The organism is Nodosilinea sp. LEGE 07298, from assembly GCF_015207265.1.
In the GTDB taxonomy this organism is placed as follows: Bacteria; Cyanobacteriota; Cyanobacteriia; order Phormidesmidales; family Phormidesmidaceae; genus Nodosilinea.
Window position 1 is genome coordinate 1 of the sequence record NZ_JADEXE010000419.1, and the last position, 4,638, is coordinate 4,638.

A 4,638-nucleotide genomic window follows, 5' to 3' on the forward strand; every position below is an offset into this window, starting at 1 on the left:
AGCACGGGCAACCCCGGCCCCAGCAACTCCGGCCCCGGAAACCCGCTCTGCGGAGCACCTAGCGCTGCCCTCTGTACCCAGCGGGCGAGTGGTGGTGGCCATTGACCCCGGCCACGGTGGCCGCGACCCTGGTGCGGTCGGCATTGGCGGCCTGCAAGAGAAACAGGTGATTTTTCCGATTTCGCAGCGGGTGGCGGCGCTGCTCGAAGCCCAGGGCGTAGTGGTGGTGATGACTCGGCAGCAGGATACGACCCTGGATCTGCAAGTTAGAGCCGATATTGCCAATCGGGCTCAGGCCAACCTGTTCGTCAGCATTCACGCCAATGCTATTAGCATGAGCCGCCCCGATGTCAACGGTATTGAGACCTACCACTCGTCAGAGAGCGGGCGGCGGCTGGCGGCTACCTTGCAGGCCAGTATGCTGGCGGCGACAGGAATGCGCGATCGCGGCGTCAAGCAGGCCCGCTTCTACGTGCTGCGAGCCACCAACATGCCCTCCGCCCTGGTGGAAGTCGGCTTTGTCACCGGCGCGCAAGATGCCCCCCGCCTGGCCGACCCCGCCTGGCGCGAAACCATGGCCCAGGCGATCGCTCGCGGCATTTTGCAATACCTCCAGTAGGGGCTGTGGCTGTAGTTCAATCCAGCAACTCCTGGAACTGAAGGTAAGCTTAAGGCCTCTAGCGATTTATTGACCTTGCCGCTATGACTAATGAACTCCGTGCCCTTATCTTCGCTGGGCTGGGCACCTTTACTGGCGCATTGATTCAATACTATTTTCAGCGCCGTTCTGCGGCTCAGCAAGAGCGCCGTGAGATCATTGAGGTATACCTACTCCAGCTTCAAAATGCCGTTGAATCTCTCTACTATCGGCTGAATAACCTGCTGGACTGGGGCGGGAAAACCTTCATGGCCGATGATTACTATCGGGCAACGTCCATCTATATTCTTGCTCGGATTCTGGCCCAAGAGAATCTCTTGATTACCCAAGGCATTTACGCCAAACTTAGCTACGACGAGCGTTTCAAGCGCAGTCTCAAGCTCCATCTGCATGCGTTAAATTGTGGCCTAGATGACCAAAATTTTCTGTATTACCATCGGGTTCAACTGGCGGAGATGCTGGTTCGAGAGGGTAAGCTCATTACCTACACAAACTTTCTGGCGCTGCTTGACCAGCAACATATAACTGTGGCTGTGGTTAAAGCAGAAGAATTTATAGTCTCTGCGTCGAACCAGCAGCTAGAGATGCTGCGGCAGCAAGCAAAAACCTTAGTGCTGCTGCTGGAGTTGAAAACTAAGGTGCCCAGTGCCATTACCCTCTCAGCCGTGAACCCTAACCTTGGCTACTGGCAGCCGTTTAAAGCGCGCAGCAGAGAGGCCTGAATGACCTATTGGTTTAATGGACAGCTTCACTCCGGCACCCAATTATCCCTAGCTATTCAAGATCCCGCCCTGTTTTATGGCGCGACGGTGTTCACGACGCTGCGGATCTACAACAACCATCTTGATCATCCTTTGACAGCCTGGGCGGCTCACCAAAAGCGCCTCATCAATGGGCTAAGGGCCTTTAGCTGGCCAGAGCCAAACTGGGATCGGGTGTGTCGGGGCGCTGAGATCTTGCTACATGACTATCCATTGCTGCGCGTAACCTGTTTTCTCGATGGACGAGAACTGGTCACAGGACGCCACTTCCCTCTAGACCTCTGGGATATGCAGGCTGAGGGCGTTACCACCTGGATAGCCGAAGGGGAACTGTATCAGCGACCCCTGCCCGCCTACAAAACCGGCAACTACCTTGGCGCGTGGTTAGCTTTACAAGCCGCCCAGCAGCACGGTGCCCGCGAAGCCATTCTGGTCGATGCTCGGGGTCAGTGGCTCGAAACTAGCACCGGCAACCTCTGGGGCTGGGCTAACGGCCAGTGGCATACCCCCGGTCTAGAGTCGGGTCTGCTGCCAGGAATTGTGCGATCGCATCTGATTGAGCACCTGAGGCAGCGGGGAGAGCGGGTTAAGCAATCTGCCTGGCCACCGGGAGTGATCCAGCGCTTTGAGGTGCTGGCTTACAGCAACTCAGCGGTGCAGGTGGTGCCAATACACACAGTTATTGGCGATCGCAGTAGACTGGAACTTAACCCACAGCACCCCGCCTTAGAGGCTTTGCGGGCTGCATTCAGAGAAAATTGATGGTCAAATTCACATCTATACCAAGTCCAGCTCGGGATCGGTCGGCTTCCTGCAGGCAACACTCCACTTCTGGACTTGAATTAGGTTTAGTTGTCCCATTCCGACAGATGACGTTAACATAAGTTAATATCCTTCTAATTATCACGGCTTATTTAAGATTCAGCCTTAAAGAGCCGTTTCTTAGAAACGGTTCATCCCAAGACGTTAGTGGAGGCATTAGCCCGGTGAACAAACGGTGGAGAAATGCAGGTTTATACGCCCTGCTGGTCGTTGTAGTGATTGCGCTAGCGACCGCTATTTTTGATGGTTCTGGCCCTGAAACCCAGACCTGGCGTTACAGCCAGTTTCTAGACGCGGTACAAAATAACCAGATCGAGCGCGTCAGCATTAGCGCCGATCGCACCCGCGCTCGCTTTACCGACCCCGAAGGCAATGGTCAGGTAATTGTGAACCTGCCTAATGACCAGGAGCTAATTAGCACCCTGGAAACCAACAATGTCGATATTGTGGTCACGCCCCAAAGCAACGACAGCGTCTGGGTGCGGGCCTTTAGCACCCTGCTGATTCCAATTTTGCTGCTAGGGGTACTGTTCTTTGTGCTGCGCCGCGCCCAGAGTGGCCCCGGCAACCAGGCTATGAACTTTGGTAAGTCCAAGGCTCGCGTCCAAATGGAGCCGCAAACCCAGGTCACCTTTGGCGACGTAGCCGGTATTGAGCAGGCCAAGCTAGAGCTAACCGAAGTCGTTGACTTCCTCAAGAATGCCGATCGCTTTACTGCCGTCGGTGCCAAGATTCCCAAGGGTGTGCTGCTGGTTGGCCCTCCCGGTACCGGTAAAACCCTACTAGCCAAGGCCGTTGCAGGCGAAGCGGGCGTGCCCTTCTTCTCTATCTCCGGTTCTGAGTTCGTCGAAATGTTTGTGGGTGTGGGTGCTTCCCGCGTGCGCGACCTGTTCGAGCAGGCCAAGGCCAACGCTCCCTGTATCGTGTTTATCGACGAGATTGACGCCGTGGGTCGTCAGCGGGGCGCAGGCCTCGGCGGCGGCAACGACGAGCGCGAGCAAACCCTCAACCAGCTGCTGACCGAAATGGATGGCTTTGAGGGCAACACCGGTATCATCATCATTGCCGCCACCAACCGCCCCGACGTACTGGATGCGGCTCTGCTGCGCCCCGGTCGTTTCGACCGCCAGGTGGTTGTCGATCGCCCCGACTACGCTGGTCGGCTCGAAATTCTCAACGTCCACGCCCGCGGCAAAACCTTCTCTAAGGATGTCGATTTGCAGAAGATTGCCCGTCGCACCCCTGGCTTTACCGGGGCCGACCTGTCCAACCTGCTAAACGAGGCCGCTATTTTGGCCGCCCGCCGCAACCTCACCGAAATTTCGATGGATGAGGTTAACGATGCGATCGATCGCGTCTTGGCTGGTCCCGAGAAGAAGGACCGCGTGATGAGCGAAAAGCGCAAAGAGCTGGTCGCATATCACGAAGCCGGTCACGCTCTAGTCGGTGCGCTCATGCCCGACTACGACCCTGTACAGAAAATCAGCATCATCCCCCGCGGTCGGGCTGGTGGTCTAACCTGGTTTACCCCCAGCGAAGACCGTCTGGAGTCGGGTCTGTACTCTCGCTCCTATCTGCAAAACCAGATGGCCGTGGCCCTGGGTGGCCGTATTGCTGAAGAGATTATCTTCGGTGAAGAGGAAGTTACCACGGGTGCTTCCAACGACCTGCAGCAGGTCGCCCGCGTTGCCCGCCAGATGGTTACCCGCTTTGGCATGAGCGACAAGCTGGGTCCGGTGGCCCTCGGTCGCCAGCAGGGCAATATGTTCCTGGGCCGCGATATTTCCGCCGAGCGCGATTTTTCGGAAGAAACTGCCGCCACCATTGACTCCGAAGTGCGTGGTCTGGTTGACCAAGCCTACACCCGCGCCAAGCAGGTGCTCATCAACAACCGCAACGTGCTCGACCAGCTGGCCAATATGCTGGTAGATAAAGAAACCGTGGATTCTGAAGAGCTTCAGATGCTGCTTGCCACCAACGATGTCAGCATGGCTTCGATCGTGTAAAACGGGTTGGTTCTGGCTTAGTTAAAGCCAAAAAAGGGATGCCCAAACTTGGGCATCCCTTTTTTATTCGAACGTTAGGACAAGTGAGGTTTTGCCGAGAAAAGAGCTACATGAGTGGCTCCTGGTAGTCTGCTAGTAGGTGAAATAAGAAAAGCAGCGAGGAATTTTATCGTTGTCTCTCTGCCGCTCTATTAAAAGAAACAGCCCAGCGCCGTTGTTTTTCTGAGTGAAATCAGTGTTTTGCATCCGTAAAATCAGTGACTTAGGTCACGCAAAGGTGGAATGGAATATCGCGGGAAAAGCTGGTGGGCAGCGCCATTCATCCCTTAGCTGGTGATTAGTGTCGCTACCAATCGCATTGGAACGCCGCTGAGGGTGGTGGCCCTAGTAC

Annotated in this window: 4 protein-coding genes; all 4 read left to right on the plus strand. The window is 55.8% G+C overall.

Annotated features, from left to right (window positions below):
* Positions 1–619 (plus strand): N-acetylmuramoyl-L-alanine amidase (locus IQ273_RS30740; protein ID WP_194026888.1); only part of this gene is annotated, 619 nt, incomplete at its 5' end.
* Positions 620–702: 83 nt separating this feature from the next.
* Positions 703–1,380, plus strand: coding sequence for a hypothetical protein (locus tag IQ273_RS30745; RefSeq protein ID WP_194026889.1), 678 nt, complete (start codon positions 703–705; stop codon positions 1,378–1,380).
* On the plus strand, positions 1,381–2,181 hold the full coding sequence (locus IQ273_RS30750; RefSeq protein WP_194026890.1) for an aminotransferase class IV: 801 nt from the start codon (positions 1,381–1,383) through the stop codon (positions 2,179–2,181).
* A 224-nt stretch (positions 2,182–2,405) separates the two neighbouring features.
* The gene (ftsH3, locus tag IQ273_RS30755) at positions 2,406–4,247 is read left to right on the plus strand and encodes an ATP-dependent zinc metalloprotease FtsH3 (protein ID WP_313898307.1); all 1,842 of its coding nucleotides are present in this window, start codon (positions 2,406–2,408) and stop codon (positions 4,245–4,247) included.
* Positions 4,248–4,638 lie beyond the last annotated feature (391 nt).

Excerpts from the sequence above, each read along its gene's own strand:
- IQ273_RS30745 (WP_194026889.1), top strand. The coding sequence starts at position 703 with ATGACTAATGAACTCCGTGCCCTTATCTTCGCTGGGCTGGGCACCTTT.
- IQ273_RS30750 (WP_194026890.1), top strand. The coding sequence starts at position 1,381 with ATGACCTATTGGTTTAATGGACAGCTTCACTCCGGCACCCAATTATCC.